We start from the raw sequence: 17,528 nt of genomic DNA, 5'->3' as shown, positions 1-17,528 counted from the left end.
TAGAGAGGTTACCAATGAATGAAAATATAACAGAATTATTTTGCCTGATCGACGATTTTTGCAATTCAGTTGACAAGAATTTTGCAGAAAAACTTCTACCAAGTAGCAAAAAACCAACCAGGACGCCAGAGATTACGCATTCAGAGATTCTTACCATAATATTGCTATATCACCAATCCAAGTGCGACAATTTTAAAATTTTCTATGTGCATTATTTGAAATTATTATACGAATCAGCGTTTCCAAAATTGCCATCCTATAGTAGGTTTATTAGGCTAAAATCTAGGGTTTTATGGTATTTAGTGCTCTTAATGCAATGGTTTTGCGAACAGTCAAAAGTGACAGGGATTTCGTACATAGATGCAACATCTATCGCTGTTTGCCATCCAAAAAGGACCTCGAGAAATAAAGTTTTCAAAGGGTTGGCAAAGATTGGAAAGACTACCTATGGGTGGTTTTTCGGTTTTAAACTACATCTAGTAATCAACGAAGCTGGCGAAATTCAAGGGGTTACGGTGACAAAAGGCAACATTGATGATAGAAAACCTGTGCCAAATTTAACTCAGAAATTGACTGGATTATTGTTTGGAGATAAAGGATATATCAAAAAAGATCTTTTTCACGAATTATTCGATAGAGGGTTAAAGCTTGTAACCAGTATAAAAAAGGGTATGAAAAACTCATTAATGGCGCTAAATGAGAAGATTTTGTTAAGAAAAAGATCGATTATTGAGACAGTTTTTGGCTCTCTGAAAAACAACTTTGAGATTGAGCATACAAGACATAGATCACCGATAAATTTTTTGGTACACATTTTTTCTACGCTTGTTTCATATTCCATGCAGCCGAAAAAGCCCTGCATTTCTAAGCTTTACTTCGTTGGCTAATCCGCAACTGAGGTTTATACTATTGTGATCTTTAATATCAATACTCTGAATATCAGCAAGCAAGTAGTCGAATATAAACCTATGGTTATTTTCGAAATTAGCAAGTAATTTAACAGATGCACTACCTTTTTGAAATGGTACAATATAGTTAAAGTTACCTTTGAGTGCTAGATTATTTACTTCAGTGTAATTTCTAACTATTACTTGTATATCATAGACACAGTTATTATCTTTTATTTCCAAATAATCAAGTTGATCTTCCTTACCACCATTACCATCCAAGAATTTAGTTTCACATGCACTAAATATATGATCTGCCTTAGCTTTTCTACCAAGCACTCCTTCTACTGAATTAATTTGAAATCCAGAATAACCATATCTGTTGTACATAATAGTGCCAATATTTGTATTTAAATACACATTCACACTTACAGCTTCTTGAGCAAATTCAGTCAGATCTAAGGTATCAATTCCATCTTCTCCGTAAAAGGACCCTTCTATAAAATCTCCCTGTAAAACAAAGATATCATTCTTATTTCCTCCATAATATTCTTTAGACCCATCATTCACTACAAATATGTTCGAACTATCCTTAAATCCTTTTGCATAATCTTCACCTTCTCCTAAATTAATCAGAGTATATCCTTCTGTCTTGTTATTAGATAAACCAATCGCATTTTCACATAAATATGAGCCATAACTTGGAGCAGGCTCATCATCTCCTTTTGGTAAACAAAACAATTTTCCACCACTTGGATTATTCGGCCTTGCTCTGCTCCATTTCATATCGGTTCTTTTTTTATCAAGTAGTACTTTACTGTCTAAGTCTATCTTAAATTTAACTTTGCATTCTTCAGTATAAAGTGTAACGTTAATCCTTCTCATGCATAGCTCTCCAAATCCGGCACCACCACACTGCCTTACTTGGTGTGGCACTGTACGACAAGAATTCACAACTGATTTACCAGTAGGGAATACATAGCTTTGAATATCACTATACTCCTTTAAATACTCAAATCCTTGCTTAACTAATTGGTTATAAAGTTGTTTTTCTTCCATTAACTTTTCTACATATTGTTCAGGTCGCATACCTATAAATGCACGCAATCCTTCAATAAATTTTTCTCCTCTAGTTAAGTGAATAATTTCATCAATTTTATCAACTCTCTTTACTGCCATATAAATATCAGTGTAAATAAATACTGCAGTGCCAACTCCTGCTCCAATAGGTCCAGTAATAGATGAAACTCCTTCTAATACTTCAAAACCTTCAGCAACTTCAATACCAATCTCTGCAGCGTCAACTCCCAGGTAAATGCTATCTCCTACTACGCCAACCAATGCTCCTTCTGTACCATTTTTAAATGCTTTTACCTGATTTACTAAATCATAAATAATAAAGGCAGAAGTACCTCGAGCAAGAAAAGGTGATGCAACTCTTAAAGACCTACCAAGTAGTACCTTTTCTTCTGAGAGCAAATTTAATCCTTTACGAGATGCAACTTCAGCAACTTTAGCAAATCCTTGACCACCGGCAATAAAGCCAACATTAATTGCTACACCCTGATAATCTCCGGTTAAAAAGTCAGCTAAAATATTTTTAGCTATCATTCCATGCATAGTTATGCTAGAGATTTTCTTTACTCTATTTAAATGATTCATGACCTTCTGATTACTGGTAAGCTTATTGACCAAATTGCTAAACCTACCCTTAACTTGCACTTTATCTGCTAGCTCAATTAGCTGAGAACGTTTTTCTTCTGGTATATCTTTTATATAGTCAATAAACTTTTTACTATCTATTTTAATTTTACTAAAATCTCTTTTCTCATCTTTTTCTGTATTGAATTCATCTACGTCTTCCCAAGACAGTTTACACTCCCCAATCTTCGCTTCTCTTCTGTTCCTTACTGAACTCGTACTCGGCAAACATTCTTCAACTTTACTCCTTTGATATATTGCAGAAGCCCTTTCTAGTAAATCTTTTGCTCTCTGAACATTACCTAAAGCTCCATCGGCAATAGCTAAATCTTCTAAGGCTATAGCTACTTCAAAATGATTTTCTCCATAATGCTTCTCTAAAATAGGTAAAGCCCTTTCTAGCAACTTTTTTACTCCCTGAGTATCACCTAAACCTCTATAGGCGATACTCAAATTTACTAATATTTTACTTACTTCAACATGATCTCTTTCATGATATTTCTCTAAAATAGATAAAGCTCTTTCTAGCACCTCTTTTGCTTCCTGATTATCACCTAAGGCTATATAATCAGTGCCTAAACTTTCCAGAATCATACCTATTTCAAAATGCTCTTCCCCATAGTGCTTCTCTAAAATAGGTAAAGCGCTCTCTAGCAACTCTTTTGCTCCTTGATAATCATCAAAGTATCTATAGATGGTACTTAAATTTACTAATATTTTAGCTACTTCAACATGATTTTCTCCATAATGATTCTCTAAAATAGGCAAAGCTCTTTCTAGCAACTCTTCTGCTCTTCCATAATCATCTAAAGCTATATAAGTGATACCTTGATTTGTTTTAGCTATAGCTACCTGAAAATGATCTTCTCCATAATAATTTTCTAAAATAGGTAGTGCCCTTTCTAGTAACTCTTTTGCTGTCTGATAATCACCAAAACCTCTACAAGCAATACTAAGATTTACTAACATTTTAGCTGACTCAAAGTGCTCTTCTTCATAATTGTCACCTAAAATAGAGAATACTCTTTCTATTGACTTTTTCGCTCTTTCATAATCACCTAAAGATCCATAAGCAATACTCAGGTTTATTAGTACTTGAGCTAATGAAGAACGATCCTCCCGATAATGATTCTCTAAAATGGGAAAGGCCCTTTCTAGTAACTCTTTCGCTGTCTGATAATCATCTAAAGCTCGATAGCTGATACTCAGATTTACCAGTGTTCTAACTAATTGAAAACGCTCTTCTTCATAATCTTGCTTTTCAATTTTTAAAGCTCTTTCTAGCAAATCTTTTGCTCTTTGGTAATCACCTAAAACTAGATAACTGTTGCTTAGATTTACTAGTCTTTTAAATACTTCAAAATGATCTTCTCCGTAATGCTTTTCTAAAATAGGCAAAACCCTTTCTAGCAACTCCTTTTCTCTTTTGGGATTACCCAAATTAAAATACCCATCACTCATCCATGTCAACAAATTTTCAAGATAATCCTTTTCTATTTTTTCTTTATCTTGAGGGTTCTTTTTTAACCAACTATCTATACGTGATAAAAATGCCTCTAAGTGCGGTAATAATTCTCGTTTTTTTAAATAGTCTTCTAATTTATCACTACCATAAGGAAAACTTGCTCTGAGTAGCTCGAAAGTCTCTTTCATAACTTCTTCGCTTTTACCCTCTTCTTCTAACGCTATTTTTGTCACTTCTTGAACTAATTTATGAATACTCAACACACCTTGCTCTTGTTCACCATTAACCATAGAATATTTTATAAGTAAACGAACAGCAGACCTTAATTCCTCTTCATTATTTCCTGTCAAATCTAAAAAGAATTCTCTACTAATATTGTCAGGTGCAAGATAAGAGATAACATCAAGAATCCTTAAAGCTAAATTTCCATGCTTTTCATTGCTTGCTATCTTATCGGTTGTAATCTTCCAAGTTGTGAAAGTTGTTTTTGCATAGTTATTATCAATTCCTCTAAATCCTTCATAATTAAGCAAATCTTTCGCTTTTTTCTCATATTCCTTTAGGTAATCATCTATATCAAATTTTCTAGTAACTCTTTGATCTTCAATATATGATATTGCTTGCTGTGTAGCTAAAGGAAAGTGTTGTAATTTCTCTACCAAAGCTTTTATCTTTTCATTTTGAGATTCATCTTCTATACTAAAGCCCTTTTTTACAAATTCTATCGCTTCTTCTGACTTTAATTCGTTTAGATTAATAACTTCTATCCCCCTTTCCCACTCTCGATTACGAGAAGTAATTAAAATATAAGGTCCATTACCACCCGGTAATGAATCATGAATTGGTAAAAACTTATTCAAATAATTACTTTTCTCGGCATCATCAAAAATAAACAAGCTTTTACTATTACTGAAAAATTCATAAACCTCTTCTATGAGAGCTTTTATATCCTTTTCTTTTCCATTCTCATCTTTTATATCAATTCTTAGTTTATTCTTCGCTAATCGAGTAAATGATTCAACAAGAGCTATCTCACTTTCAGCATTGATCCATATAACGTTGTCATAACAATCTTTACTATATTCTTGAACATATTGTCTAGCTAACTCAGTTTTTCCTATTCCTCCTAAACCGCTAATTGAGGTTATTTGTGATATTACTGTTACTTTTTCTGAACTACGTTGTATCTTATTATGCAGGTCAATTGACTCTTCCCTTCTTCCAGCAAACAAAATTACTGGCTTTTTCACATTAAACCAAATAGGCTCTCTTACTTGTTGTCCTGCTACAACTGCATCATATATCTTATCAAGCTTTTTATCTATTTTCTCGAAACTTTTTTCACTTTCTTTCCTTCCTTCTACAATAGAATCTGCTATCTTGTGACGTTGCCTACTGGCTTCCTGATATTGACTCATTAATTCATCAAAGACTCCCTTAATCTCATTTTGATTACTTTCTATGTAACCTGATAACTCATTAAAATTCTTACCTATATAATCCTCTAATTCATTGAAGTTTTTTTCAGCTTCCTGTTCCATTTCTCCTTTGAATTTGCTTAGTAACCTCTCTTCGACTAACTTCGGATCTTGCTTATTAATCTCATTCAATAATTCATCTTCCCATTCTTCATTTGTTTTCCCATCTGACTTTAAAACATACCTATACTCTTCTCTGGGAGGATTTTCTTCACTGTATTCTTTCATGAATTTTTTTATTTTATTTTCCAACTCCCACTTCAAAAGAAGACGATAGCCATATTTGCTAGTATCACTCTTTCCATCTATTCTCCTATAGTATTTATCAGCACGACCATCGCTCTTTATCGTTACTAATCCCGCTTTATCAAATATTTCTGCAGTATTCCATGAATTATTTACTTTCTAAAGTATGTCCTAGCTTAATATGAGGAACACCAGTGTAGGTTTGTTTATATCTTTTTGATTCTCCAAAAATAATACCCTCAGTAATTGAGGAAGCACAAAGCTCTTTTTCAGTATTTTTTCTATAGTAATCAACCACTCTACTCACAGCATCTTCTGCTAATTTTGTCATTGCTCTCCGCCAACTTCCTTCTGCTGTTACTTGTATAAATTGGCTCTCAAAACTTTGAAAGATTTCAATACCAGATTTTACTAACTCTTCCCTGACTTTGATTGGATCCTTTTTAAATATATACAATTGATCTATCAGCTTTTTAAGCTCTGCTCTATTATAACTACTACCAATGCTGGATATTGTTGCTCGAAGAATGTTAATTCCAATAAGAGGAATTACTTTTGATTCCGCTTCTCCTTGTTCTGTTCCACCTTTTCCTATATATATTATCATATTAACAAAATCAGCCCATTTACCTTGCTTTCCTCTTTGATTTTCTAGTCTCTCATAGTACTCTGATAAAGAGCGTTCATAAATAAAAACAAAATCTTCAACAAACTTTCTGAGCTTTTCATGCACTTCCTTCTCCTGTGCAGAAAGTCTTTCTACTTGATCAGAAGATTTTTTTAAATGTTCTTCTAAAGTCTTAATAATCTTTTCCTTATTTGATTGTTTAGCATTATCTAGTGGAGTTTTATCATCCTTATTTTTAATATTAATCTTTGCTCCTTTACTTAGGAGTAATCGTACTAATTCTTCATTACCTTTAGAAATAGCAATATGTAAAGGAGTATTACCTTGATTATTTTGAATGTTTACATCTATACCAGACGCATTCAAAAGAAGTTCGACAATGTCTTGATGTTCTTTACTTACAGCAACATGTAATGGTGTATTACCATCATCATTGAGATCAGTATCATTAATATTTTCTACCTTAGTAACTAATTCTTTAATTGCATTAGTCTTATCTAGCTCAGGATTACCCGTTCTATGCTCACGTATCGCCAGAAACAATTTAGCAATGTTAGTATCATCAGGATTATATTGACGTCTTATTCTATTTTTAAATTGAAAAGATTTACTGTTTTGTTGCTTATTCAGCTGCTCTTTCAACCGATCAATGATTTCTGAATTAATCTCTTTTTTTAGATTACTTACTCGATGTTGTGTCCTCAGCATACACACCCCCTATCTTACCTAAAGCTTTTATATAGTAATTAGATACATCAGAAAAACAAAGGATTTTTGAATATTATGGTATTTTGTTGAAGTTTTTGAGCTTCCTTGTAGAAGGGCTTTGTTCTAATTTCGTTTTTGCTGTAAATCATCTCAATTTTTCTTTATTCTCCCAAATTTGGGAGAAAAACCCTGGACCATCCTTTCAAGAATATAATTTTAAGGTGAAAAATTTGAAAGAATGTGGAATATTATAGAAAAAGCAGTCACTCTGTATATATATCACATAGTGTGGATAACAAAATATCGATATCCAGTATGAGTTGGAGATATTGGTCAGAAAACTAAAGAAGTTGTACAAGAAGTATGTGGAAGTAGAAATTATCAGAGGTAGAGTTACGTCAACATGTATACGTTTCTGTACCCCCATACTTAAGTATTAGTAAGTTAGTGCAGTTAATAAAAGGAAAAAGTTCCAGCAAAACTTTCCAGAGCTGAGAAAAAGATACTGAGTTATGGTTAGTAGGCTACTTTGTAATGATAAAAAATCATATTGAAAATCACTCTAAAAAAGAAGATAAATTTGGTAAGTCGAAAGTTAGCATTCTACGCTCTCTTTCAATCTTTGGATTTTAATCCATAGTGGTTGAATTGAGATGTCATTAAGTACAAATTAAATTCTTTTATTTACTCACTTTACTCATTTTGTATAATATTCGAGAGAGTGAGTTCGAAAAGTACGCTTGCCTCCACCAATATAGGTTTCAACATACCATAAAGCCAGCCTATTTATTCTATCGGGGTTTTATACTAATTCTCTAGTGATATTTGTTATTATGACCCCAATACATGCTAATTTAATTATAAATTAATCAGTAAATGCTAGAATAGCTATAATTAAATTTATTAGATAATACTTATGAGTGGAAAAAAACATGTCTTTAAGATGGTACCTGGACAGCAATTTTCATGCGGATCTAGTGGATATGAAACGTATTCTAACATTGAAGATCCTCAATCTATGAAAAAAGTCAAGCTTATATCGCTAAGCGAAGAAGACGATACGCTAGAATTATCTATAAAATTCTGTAGCGATTTTCTTGATAGATTAGGAATGTATTGCGTAGAAGAAAAACAAAACAGATATATTCGAGATGATCAACCTGGTTATTATAAGAACAGTAATTCATTTGCATATGACAATGATAGATTAGTTAAACTATCATTAAATTGGGGCATAGGAGATAAAACTGGTTATCATAATTTTGTAGGTGAAGAATTGAAGTACAAATATTTAACATGGGAGGAATCAGGTCTTGGTGACGATAAATATTATTTTTCAGATAAGGAAGGAAACATAATCGATTCGCCTGACAACAAGATATTACAATACAGTATGCCACACCATGATACAGCAAAGGTGATAGAAGATATAACATCGTCTAAGATACCAAAGAGTGTACTAATATCGAATGAGTTCGCCAAAACTTTTTTTAAGAACTTAACAGGAAATCAGTTAGAGACTCTTGCCGATATTCTTAATAATGAGAAATTACAGATTTTAGCAAAGAGCTTAACAAATAAACAACTACAGGTTTTAGCAGAGAACTTAACAGATGGACAATTTCTAGCTTTAGTGGATCATTTAACCAATCATCAATTACAAGCCCTTACTCACACATTGGATTCAAAAAAGTTAGGAATAATAGTCCCCTTATTAAATAAGGATCAGGTTACGAACTTAGTAAAAGACTTTAACCCAGATCAAGTAAAACAAATTTTCCCTCACCTTAAAATGGATCAGTTCCAGATGGCGATCAAGACAATGAGTAATGACCAGTTTGTAGAACTAATAAAAGATGCACCTGAGCAAATTTTAAGCACTCTTTTTAATGAAGCGTTAAAAGATCGACTTCCAATCTTAGTAAAAACTTTAGAAGAAGATACATTACATAATTTAGTTAAGAAGCTAGACCACGAGAAACTTGAAATAGTAGCTCGAGATTTAACTGATCCTAATAAGATTCAGATGGTTATTAAGTCTTTAGTTGACAAACCAGAAAAACTTCAAGCTTTTGCTCATAGTATGTCTAATGAGCAGTTTAAAGAACTTTTGGATAACGTAGATGCAGAAGAGCTTAAAGATATTATTCACAAGTTGCCTCATGAGAAAGTCCTATCCGTGATTGGTGATCTTGGCAGTAAAGATCAATCTAATGCTACCATTGAAATGTTGAAAAAGGTGTTGGACGAGAAGTTGGAAGAGAAGTCCAAGGAGTGCAATGAAAAGCAAAAAGAGATGATGGAGATGCTTAAAAAACTTGAAGTAGTAGACGAGAGTAAGGTTAAATGGGATAGTAGTCCGAATTTCCAAGATACTAAATTTGAACTAACGGAAATGGAGGAAAACGTTCAGATTGAATGTGTAATCTAAGAAGTTTGAGCTATGTAACTTAGTTAATTTTGAAATTGTAACTTTTTATAGGAGTTAGTATGAGTAATGACAGTGAACAGAAGATTAAAGACAATCTTAAAGTAATAAACGAAATAAAAATTGATAGCAGACCTAAAGACTATGATGAAAAAGTATCGGGAAAAAAGATAGCACAGGTTAATTATATCCACAAAACCTTAGACGGATTAACTAAAAAGCTGAACAAGGAGTTTGTTTCTCAATTAGATGGCGTGTTAAATAATAATAACGAATCTATTACTAAATTAGAAAATACTCTTGGTAACAGTGATAAAGGCTTAGTAAAAGCACTTGATGATTTAAAAACTAGGATACAAAGCTTAGAAGACGATGGAGATGATGGTAGTGGATCGGAATGGGAAGCTACACAGCTTCAATATACTGATACTGAACTAATATAAGAATCATATGCTCAGTAAGATAGAAAAAAACTACACGATATAGTTTTAATTTTTTTATAGGAATTAATATGAATAATTACAGTAAACAAGAAAGTGAAAAAGCAATGAGCGAAATGAGGGATTTTGACTATAAAGCAATAAATAACTTAGTAGCCAAAATTAGACCTAAAAACTTTGAGGATATTAAAGACAACCCTGTATCAGCTAGCTACGTTAACGTAATCATAGAAAAATTTATCAACGATTTTAATGAGATATTTGTTCCTGAATTAAATAATGAATTTCACCTATTTATCGAAAACTTGAAGAGAATTCAAGGCGAAATTATAGAATTAGAAACAATTAACCATAATAACATAGATGGCTGGGAGTAATAGCTATATTGCAGCAGTTATAAAAGCAATAGCGTGCTAGCAGGCTGTTACTTTTTCCACATGCTGTTTAGATACAGCTAAATTAGGGAATCTATTTTAAAACTTTCGGCTTGTAATTCTCATCATGTTTTGCAAACACCGTATCTGCAAGAAAAGTACTATTATCAAACATTTTACCTTGCAAAACAACACCACTTTTTTCTGAAAACATTGGTGGAAGTATTCCCTGATATTTCACCATAACGCTCTTATTAAAATCTGTCATTTGAAAAATCACTTCGCTTTCGCTCCGTATCACGCTATTTTCAACAACCATTCCACCAACACGGATTGGCTTTTGATTATTTGGTAAAACTATTGCCTCACTTACTGTATAGAAAAACGAGATATTTTCTTTGAGCGTTGTTAAAATAAAAAAAACTGCACAACTTAAAAAGCAGAAAATTCCTGAAGTTATAAGTAATCGCTTATGTTTCTTCTTCATTATTATCTTTCAGGCTTTCTAGAATTTTTTTACTTTTAGTATAGCAAGAAACGGTAAAAATCAAATTTCCACCAATCAGTATGAAACTAATAAGGTAAGCAAAAATTACATATGTATTCATAATGCACTGCCAATAAATAACTCACCTGCATCAAAATAAATTAAGCTTCCATCCTTTTGCTGCAACACCAATTTACCACTTTTATCTATATCAGCAAAAATTCCTTCATACAATTTGTCAGCTAACTTTACACTGATTTGCTCATTCATTTTGAATGCTTTTTTTAACCACATTTCTCTTATAGCATAAAACCCATCAAATAGCCATTGCTTTCTTAGCTTATTAAAATTTATTATTAATTCCTTTAACAGATCCATGTTAGACACAGATTCACCGTAATTGCTAATGCACGTTGTGCCTGGAAGTGGCGCATGATTGACATTAATTCCAATTCCTATAATGAGCCAATTTGAATTGGATTTTTTTTCAAGCAATATTCCGCTTATTTTCTTGCCATCGATTAGAATGTCATTTGGCCATTTATGTTGAAGATTGAGATCGTTTATGAATTGATCTCTTGTCATCCCAGTGCTTTGACACTGGGATCCAGAAGAAAAAGTATGGATCCCAGTGTCACGCATTGGAATGACACCGCAGTGGGTTTGATTATTCAAGAAATTTAACGATAATAAAGTATTTCCAACAGCAAGAGCAGTCACAAAAGTCAATTCTGTCAATTTGCTGACATCCTTTTCTTGGTTAATTATCAAACTCGCATAGAGATTACCCTCTGGAGAAATCCAGCTTTTTCCAGTGCGTCCCCTACCTTCTGTTTGTTTATCAGCAATAATGACAGTTTCATTTGATATCCCTTTCTCAATTAAACCCAATGCTTCTTTATTAGTACTTGGAACTTCTTTGTAATGATAAATACGAAAACCTTCAAGGATCACCTTGTCAGCCCTTTAGTTTAATGAGTGAGTCAAGATCTTCTACATACAAGAAAAGAACGAGATTGATCAGTGAAGCCACTGAAGTGATAATGAATAGACCCTTAGAATAAGCAACCTTATTACCACTAGCTTTATCAAAATACATAACTTTCATGATATTTAAATAATAGTAGCATGATATCACACTCGCTGTTACAAGAATCAAAGACAGGCTGATAAAGCCAGAATTTATTAAACTTTTGAATATAAAAAATTTAGCGATAAAACCTGCAAGTGGAGGTATTCCCGACATCGAGAGTAATAGTATAGAAAGATGGAATGCTAAAATTGGTTGCTTTTTTCCTATACCAGATAAATTTGCAATATCACAATCATCATCGTCAATTTGTACGAGATATGAGAATAGCCCTATGCTTGTGATGATATATATCACCAAATACATTAAGGCACTATCTGTTCCTGCTTGTGTAAAAATAGAAAGTGAAGCAAATATAAAACCAATGTGACCAATTGAACTGTAAGCAAACAGCCTTTTTAAGTTTTGCTGACGCAAGGCCCCAAAAGCTGAGATAAGCACAGACAATGCTGAAACGTATAAGAAAATAGGCTGAACATAACTTTTTACATTTACTAACTCTTCATTCATCAATCGAATTAAAAATGTTACAAGTGCAGCTTTTGGGGCCGTAGAAAAAAACGCAGTTACTATGGTAGGTGCACCTTGATAGACATCTGGAGCCCACATATGAAAAGGAGCAATAGCAAGCTTGAAACACAAACCAATAAGGATAAAAACTAACCCAAAAACTATTCCATAAGTTATCTGATGGTTTTGCAAGAATGAACCGAGCTCAGAGAAATTGACTTGTCCTGTATATCCATAAATCAGCGACATTCCATATAGCATAATGCAGGAAGATAGTGCACTAAGTGTAAAATATTTCACTCCTGCTTCACATGAATAAGCTGAATCTTTATTAAAGCTCGCAAGAACATACAAAGATATACTCATCAACTCAAAAGCTAAATAAAAAGAAATCAGACTATTTGCTGAAACCAAAGTTATCATGCCAAATAGCGCAAAAAGAATCAGTATTGAAAATTCATATTTATAGTCATATTTTGATAAATTCAGCATCAAAAGTATTAAAATTCCTGTGCTGAGAATTAACCCTTGGGCTGACCTGATGTATAAATTGAGTTTTAACAACGAATTAAAGAGAAAAATTTCATTGTTTTCTGCCGAAATTATTAAAATAATCAAAGTTACCACTGTGCAGCCAAGTGCTAATAAGTTGATAGTTCGGCGGTTAAATATAATTCCAAGCAGTAGCAACACTAACGAGGAGATAATAGAGAACGTTTCCGGCAATATCTGTATATAATTCATAGCGCATTATATTTGACTAACAAATTTGCCATACATGGCTTCAAATAATTCAGTGCAAGGGTTGGGTAGAATCCAAGCAAAATAACAAACACTGCAAGCAGAATTAAGACAGAAAATTCTATGCTATCCAAGCGATTATTTAATAATTTAGAATAGCTAACCCCCCATATTATTTGCTTACATAAATTCAGCATATAAACTGCGCTTAAAATAGTGCCAAGTGCGATAAATCCTGTAAAAAACCCTATGCTCTTAAACATTCCAACCATAGCCAAAAACTCACCTGCGAACCCAGATGTTCCAGGTAGCCCTATTGAAGCCATTGAAAATAAAATGAACATAAAACCAAATTTTGGCATTGTGTTTACTATGCCAAAATATTTTGCAATCTCCAAAGTCCCAGTTCGAGTATATAGCATTCCAACACACAAAAATAAAGCAGCAGAAATAAGGCCATGACTAATCATTTGAAATATGCTACCCAGTACTCCTTCCTCACAAAATGAAAAGAGGCCAGCGGTAACGATCCCCATATGTGCTATTGAAGAATAAGCTATTAACTTCTTTATATCATCTTGAGCAAACGCAACTAGAGAAGCATATATCACCGCAATAATGCTCAGCACAACAACGAAATTTGAAAAATACAAACTTGCCTGAGGAAGCATTGGAATAGAAAATCTTAAAAATCCATATCCCCCCATTTTAATAAGCAAGCCAGCTAAAATCACAGATCCAGAAGTTGGTGATTGCACATGTGCATCAGGAAGCCAAGTGTGAAATGGAAACATCGGTACTTTTATTGCAAAAGAAATAAAAAATGCAATCCACAGCAATGACTGCACTTCAAGATCAAGGCTTGGCACTAATGTAGCTAATTTTTGTATACTAAACGTTCCAAAAACACTATAGATGTATACTAACCCCAGTAGAAATAATAATGAGCCAGTTAATGTATAAAGAAATAACTTAAACGTCGCATATATCCTTTGCTTCCCTCCCCAAATGCCAATAATAAAGAACATTGGTATTAAGACAGCTTCAAAAAACACATAAAAGCTTATAGCATTCAGTGAAACGAAAAAACCGACTACAAAACTCTCAAGCAGTAGAAATAATGCCATATAGGCTTTTAGGGTCGTATAACTCATTTTGCAATTATAGAGCATACAAATAACAAACAAGAAAGTTGTAAGCAGAAGGAAAAGCAACGATATTCCATCCACCCCTATTCCAATATCTCTTACTGGATAGCTGACAAACTGAAAGTCCGCATCGTTATAATCAAATTCTATACAAGCTACAATGCTAAGCAAAAATGGAAGTACAGCAAAAAATAGGGCAAGGAATCTTAAGTGTATAGATTGATGATTAATCCTGATCGAGGATAAAATCAACGCTCCTATCAGTGGAAGCAAGAATATACTAAGTAACAACACCTTCTATTTAATTCCAATAATATATAAAGCACCGATTATTAAAGTAACAAACATAATAAATGCATAATCAAATATATAACCAGTTTGTAACTTTATAGAACTTTTTGAACATTCATTAACCAACCTTACAACACCATTTGGTCCAAATGAATCAATAGCCTTAACATCAAACTTCCATAGAAGCCTAGATATAAACCTTATCGGTGCAATTATAACAAACTCATACACCTCATCAAAGTACCATTTATTCTGCAAAAACTTAAGTAAAAATTTACTCTTAATTTGCCTAATTACTTGATATTGGTAAATTAGGTACGCAAGTGCTATTCCACTTAGGCTTGCTAAGGTTGGCAGTAGTTTTATAAAGAAATTATGAACTCCATGCTCATCAATCATCACTAAACTTGATTTCCAAAACGCATTACTAGTTATGTTCAAAATATTTGCTCCCCATATTCCAGAAAATACTGATCCAAAAGCGAGTATCAGTAATGGTATAAGCATAATCTTTGGTGCCTCATGTATATTAATTTTACTTTGTTTTTGGCTGTGGAACACAAGAAGCAATAACCTCCAAGAGTAAAACGCTGTGAAGAATGCAACAACTAAGCTTATTACAAAAGCAAAGCTATCCGTGCTATAAGCATGTTCAATTATCAAATCCTTTGAGTAAAAACCTGCAAATGGAAATATTCCAGAAAGCGCAAGAGATCCAATCCACATGAGAGTATAAGTGCAAGGGATTTTCTTCCAGCAATTTCCCATTTTCTGAATGTTTTGCTCATGATGCATTGCATGAATCACATTGCCAGCACCAAGAAATAGTAGAGCTTTAAAAAAAGCGTGTGTCATTAAATGAAAAATAGCAACATTGTAAGCAGAAAGCCCACATGCCATGAACATATAACCAAGTTGACTGCAGGTTGAATAAGCAATTATTTTTTTTATATCGTTCTGAGTAATCGCAACCGTAGCTGCAAAGAAAGCAGTAAGTGCCCCAACAATAACTATTAATTCTCGTGCCACATTTGATAGCTCAAATAATGGAGAACATTTTGCTACTAAAAATATACCTGCTGTTACCATCGTTGCTGCGTGAATGAGTGCAGAAACAGGGGTTGGCCCTTCCATTGCATCTGGCAACCAAACATGTAAACCAAGCTGTGCAGATTTACCCATACAGCCAATAAAAAGTAATATGCATATTATATGAGTTACTTTGAATTCACAGCAGAATGCTCTAATGTTCTGTGTGCCAAGAAGATCAGTTGTATCAAAAACTTCAGTAAAATTCAAAGAGTGAAATGTATAATAAATAAGAAAGATTCCAATCAATAGTGCAAAGTCTCCTACCCTATTCACAACAAATGCTTTAATTGCTGCATTATTTGCAGAATATTTTTGGAACCAAAATCCTATGAGTAAATAAGAACACAGGCCAACCCCTTCCCAGCCAAAAAAAAGCTGCACGAAATTATCGCTTACAACCAGCACAATCATGCAAAACGTAAATAGCGATAGGTAAGAAAAAAACCTCGACTTCCCTTTGTCATGCTCCATATAACCGATAGAATAGAGGTGGACTACTAGTGAAACGGTGGTAATGACAATAAGCATTAAGGATGAGAGAGCATCCACACTAATTGCCCAATTTACTTTTAATACACTTAATGAAAATAGAGGAAATAAACTCAAGTGATAATTTTCAGAGAAGGTGAGAAAAACATACCAAGATAAAACTGCAGATATTCCAATCCCTGCCGTTGTAACTAACTGACTTTTTCTAAAAAATGCTCCAAACAATGAAGCAAAAAGTGGCAGAAATACTATTAATTTCAGTATATCCATCATACTTTCATTCTTTCATTAAATTTGCTTGTTCAACGTCTATATTGCCACGGCTTCTATAATATACAACCAATATTGCAAGCCCAACTCCTGACTCTGCTGCCGCAACAGTCAACACAAACATCACAAAAATTTGCCCAACTATATCATTCATAAAGGCAGAAAAAGCAACTAGATTGATATTAATTGCCAGCAATAATATTTCTATTGATAACAGTATATTGATTATGCTCTTACGGTTAATGAAAATACCACACACGCCAATAGTGAACAAAACAGCAGCAATTATCAAAAAATGATTTAATCCTATTTCCATTCTACTCCTTTTCCAAATTTAGCCTTAATCAATTTTACAGATGAAGATTGTGTCAATTGCTTTAATACATTCTGTTTTTTAACTCCTTTTTTCTTGTCCTGCAAAGTAAGAGCAATTGCACCGACAATTGCAACAAGCAGCAGAATACCAGAAAGATGAAAAGCGTACATGTAGTCAGTGTAGAGCAAATTACCGATAGCTTTCACGTTATTGGTATTATAGTTTATAACATTGCTTATATTTGGTGCTGAGCTGCGGATTACAAAGCTGATGATTAGAAAAAACACAACACATAATATAGCACCAAGAGTGAAATGCTTTGCAAAACCCTGATGCAATCTTATGTAGTCGATATCGAGCATCATGACTACAAAGAGGAATAACACTGCAACTGCACCGATGTATACTATCAGCACCATCATAGCAATGAATTCAGCTCCAAGGAGAATAAAAAGCACTGCAGAGTTAACGAAGGTGAAAATTAAAAATAATACTGCATGCACAGGATTCCTTACGCTAATTACACAAACAGCAGATAAAATGCTAAGAATTGCGAAAAAACAAAAGAAAAAAGGCATCGATACTTTAACTGCAACAATAGTTACTAACTTAAAATAATTATTGCCGTAAAGTCAATATTATATTAAACGTTTAAAAACATTGTACTACAAGCTTCAGCTCCATTTTAAATTATTATATAGAGCATTTCCTCAGTCACACAAACACTCTTGACAATTTT

The 17,528-nt window shown here is 33.2% G+C and carries 14 protein-coding genes and 1 pseudogene; 5 read left to right on the top strand and 10 right to left on the bottom strand.

Features of this window, described 5'->3' with window-relative positions:
• Positions 1 to 14: 14 nt before the first annotated feature.
• The gene (locus ACQH21_RS01765) at positions 15 to 887 is read left to right on the top strand and encodes an IS982 family transposase (protein ID WP_425383942.1); all 873 of its coding nucleotides are present in this window, start codon (positions 15 to 17) and stop codon (positions 885 to 887) included.
• Here ACQH21_RS01765 and ACQH21_RS01760 read toward each other — a convergent pair.
• Together ACQH21_RS01760 and ACQH21_RS01755 are read right to left on the bottom strand one after the other, a co-directional pair.
• Positions 831 to 5,783 (bottom strand): tetratricopeptide repeat protein, encoded by a 4,953-nt coding sequence (locus ACQH21_RS01760; protein ID WP_425384373.1) that lies wholly within the window; start codon positions 5,781 to 5,783, stop codon positions 831 to 833. The two genes, ACQH21_RS01765 and ACQH21_RS01760, sit on opposite strands and share 57 nt — an antisense overlap.
• 142 nt (positions 5,784 to 5,925) lie before the next feature.
• Positions 5,926 to 7,113, bottom strand: a complete 1,188-nt coding sequence (locus ACQH21_RS01755; protein WP_425384372.1) for an ankyrin repeat domain-containing protein — start codon at positions 7,111 to 7,113, stop codon at positions 5,926 to 5,928.
• A gap of 240 nt (positions 7,114 to 7,353) precedes the next feature.
• Between ACQH21_RS01755 and tnpA the strand changes: the two are divergent.
• The 4 genes and pseudogenes from tnpA to ACQH21_RS01735 all read left to right on the top strand — a co-directional run bounded on the left by tnpA (position 7,354) and on the right by ACQH21_RS01735 (position 10,358).
• Positions 7,354 to 7,746: pseudogene (tnpA, locus tag ACQH21_RS01750) on the top strand (IS200/IS605 family transposase).
• Positions 7,747 to 8,029: 283 nt separating this feature from the next.
• Entirely contained in the window at positions 8,030 to 9,544 is a 1,515-nt protein-coding gene (locus ACQH21_RS01745; protein WP_425384371.1) for an MgtE intracellular N domain protein, read from the top strand.
• A 59-nt stretch (positions 9,545 to 9,603) separates the two neighbouring features.
• On the top strand, positions 9,604 to 9,984 hold the full coding sequence (locus tag ACQH21_RS01740; protein ID WP_425384370.1) for a hypothetical protein: 381 nt from the start codon (positions 9,604 to 9,606) through the stop codon (positions 9,982 to 9,984).
• Between the two features lie 68 nt (positions 9,985 to 10,052).
• A complete protein-coding gene (locus ACQH21_RS01735) occupies positions 10,053 to 10,358 on the top strand; it encodes a hypothetical protein (protein WP_425384369.1) in 306 nt (101 codons plus the stop codon).
• A gap of 91 nt (positions 10,359 to 10,449) precedes the next feature.
• On the opposite strand, the gene ccmE is transcribed toward ACQH21_RS01735, so the two are convergent.
• The 8 genes from ccmE to ACQH21_RS01695 are packed head-to-tail and all read right to left on the bottom strand — an operon-like array spanning position 10,450 to position 17,367.
• Positions 10,450 to 10,842: a cytochrome c maturation protein CcmE gene (ccmE, locus tag ACQH21_RS01730; RefSeq protein WP_425384368.1), complete on the bottom strand. Its 393-nt coding sequence runs from the start codon at positions 10,840 to 10,842 to the stop codon at positions 10,450 to 10,452.
• Entirely contained in the window at positions 10,826 to 10,963 is a 138-nt protein-coding gene (locus tag ACQH21_RS01725) for a CcmD-like small membrane protein (RefSeq protein WP_007302385.1), read from the bottom strand. Before ACQH21_RS01725 ends, ccmE begins: the two co-directional genes overlap by 17 nt.
• On the bottom strand, positions 10,960 to 11,796 hold the full coding sequence (locus ACQH21_RS01720) for a biotin--[acetyl-CoA-carboxylase] ligase (RefSeq protein ID WP_425384367.1): 837 nt from the start codon (positions 11,794 to 11,796) through the stop codon (positions 10,960 to 10,962). Before ACQH21_RS01720 ends, ACQH21_RS01725 begins: the two co-directional genes overlap by 4 nt.
• A gap of 4 nt (positions 11,797 to 11,800) precedes the next feature.
• Positions 11,801 to 13,186: an NADH-quinone oxidoreductase subunit N gene (locus ACQH21_RS01715; RefSeq protein WP_425384366.1), complete on the bottom strand. Its 1,386-nt coding sequence runs from the start codon at positions 13,184 to 13,186 to the stop codon at positions 11,801 to 11,803.
• Complete coding sequence (locus ACQH21_RS01710; RefSeq protein ID WP_264730218.1) at positions 13,183 to 14,625, bottom strand: complex I subunit 4 family protein; 1,443 nt, start codon at positions 14,623 to 14,625, stop codon at positions 13,183 to 13,185. The genes ACQH21_RS01715 and ACQH21_RS01710 overlap by 4 nt, the downstream gene beginning before the upstream one ends.
• 3 nt (positions 14,626 to 14,628) lie before the next feature.
• Positions 14,629 to 16,476: an NADH-quinone oxidoreductase subunit L gene (nuoL, locus tag ACQH21_RS01705; RefSeq protein WP_425384365.1), complete on the bottom strand. Its 1,848-nt coding sequence runs from the start codon at positions 16,474 to 16,476 to the stop codon at positions 14,629 to 14,631.
• A gap of 4 nt (positions 16,477 to 16,480) precedes the next feature.
• Entirely contained in the window at positions 16,481 to 16,789 is a 309-nt protein-coding gene (gene nuoK, locus ACQH21_RS01700; RefSeq protein WP_010404075.1) for an NADH-quinone oxidoreductase subunit NuoK, read from the bottom strand.
• On the bottom strand, positions 16,780 to 17,367 hold the full coding sequence (locus ACQH21_RS01695) for an NADH-quinone oxidoreductase subunit J (RefSeq protein WP_264374512.1): 588 nt from the start codon (positions 17,365 to 17,367) through the stop codon (positions 16,780 to 16,782). Before ACQH21_RS01695 ends, nuoK begins: the two co-directional genes overlap by 10 nt.
• Positions 17,368 to 17,528: the final 161 nt, after the last annotated feature.

The sequence above is a fragment of the Wolbachia endosymbiont (group B) of Eupithecia inturbata genome (assembly GCF_964030915.1).
Lineage (GTDB): Bacteria > Pseudomonadota > Alphaproteobacteria > Rickettsiales > Anaplasmataceae > Wolbachia.
Note: the sequence above shows the minus strand (reverse complement) of the source record. Positions and strands in the feature narration are given on the sequence as shown.

What these genes read in the sequence shown, in the direction of transcription:
- nuoL (WP_425384365.1), bottom strand. Translation starts at nt 16,476, where the DNA reads ATGATGGATATACTGAAATTAATAGTATTTCTGCCACTTTTTGCTTCA.
- ccmE (WP_425384368.1), bottom strand. Translation starts at nt 10,842, where the DNA reads ATGAAGAAGAAACATAAGCGATTACTTATAACTTCAGGAATTTTCTGC.
- nuoK (WP_010404075.1), bottom strand. Translation starts at nt 16,789, where the DNA reads ATGGAAATAGGATTAAATCATTTTTTGATAATTGCTGCTGTTTTGTTC.
- ACQH21_RS01755 (WP_425384372.1), bottom strand. Translation starts at nt 7,113, where the DNA reads ATGCTGAGGACACAACATCGAGTAAGTAATCTAAAAAAAGAGATTAAT.
- ACQH21_RS01735 (WP_425384369.1), top strand. Translation starts at nt 10,053, where the DNA reads ATGAATAATTACAGTAAACAAGAAAGTGAAAAAGCAATGAGCGAAATG.
- ACQH21_RS01765 (WP_425383942.1), top strand. Translation starts at nt 15, where the DNA reads ATGAATGAAAATATAACAGAATTATTTTGCCTGATCGACGATTTTTGC.
- ACQH21_RS01745 (WP_425384371.1), top strand. Translation starts at nt 8,030, where the DNA reads ATGAGTGGAAAAAAACATGTCTTTAAGATGGTACCTGGACAGCAATTT.
- ACQH21_RS01715 (WP_425384366.1), bottom strand. Translation starts at nt 13,186, where the DNA reads ATGAATTATATACAGATATTGCCGGAAACGTTCTCTATTATCTCCTCG.
- ACQH21_RS01740 (WP_425384370.1), top strand. Translation starts at nt 9,604, where the DNA reads ATGAGTAATGACAGTGAACAGAAGATTAAAGACAATCTTAAAGTAATA.
- ACQH21_RS01695 (WP_264374512.1), bottom strand. Translation starts at nt 17,367, where the DNA reads ATGCCTTTTTTCTTTTGTTTTTTCGCAATTCTTAGCATTTTATCTGCT.
- ACQH21_RS01725 (WP_007302385.1), bottom strand. Translation starts at nt 10,963, where the DNA reads ATGAATACATATGTAATTTTTGCTTACCTTATTAGTTTCATACTGATT.